General features: G+C 39.5%; 1 protein-coding gene. It reads left to right on the top strand.

The features are described 5' to 3' along the window. Nucleotides 1-403: replicative DNA helicase (locus tag VJI94_RS08050; RefSeq protein WP_324008970.1), on the top strand; the 403-nt coding region annotated here is incomplete at both ends.

Below are 403 nucleotides of genomic sequence, written 5' to 3'. Positions count from 1 at the left end.
AAATTTATTCAGCGTGAATTGATTCGTATCAGTGGTGAAATTATTGGTGATGCGTATGAAGACAGTACCGATGTCTTTGATTTATTGGATGACAGTGAAACCAAAATGTTCAACATCACCAACAATTATCTGAAAAAGAATTTTGAAGATGTAGGAAACGTGTTAGCCAAAACATTGAACAGAATTGATGAACTGCGTACCAAAACAGAAGATGTCTCCGGTGTACCGAGTGGATTTTCAACATTAGATCGTGTGACGTATGGATGGCAACCCACCGACTTAATCATTCTTGCAGCAAGACCTTCAGTGGGTAAAACTGCGTTTGCATTGAACCTTGCCAGAAATGCGGCCCTGAATAAAATCAAACCCGTAGGTGTTGGATTTTTCAGTTTGGAAATGAGTG

The sequence above is a fragment of the Parvimonas sp. D9 genome (assembly GCF_035282565.1).
Lineage (GTDB): Bacteria > Bacillota > Clostridia > Tissierellales > Peptoniphilaceae > Parvimonas > Parvimonas micra.
The sequence above is the reverse complement of the archived record's forward strand: the minus strand, read 5'-3'. Positions and strand labels throughout refer to the sequence as shown.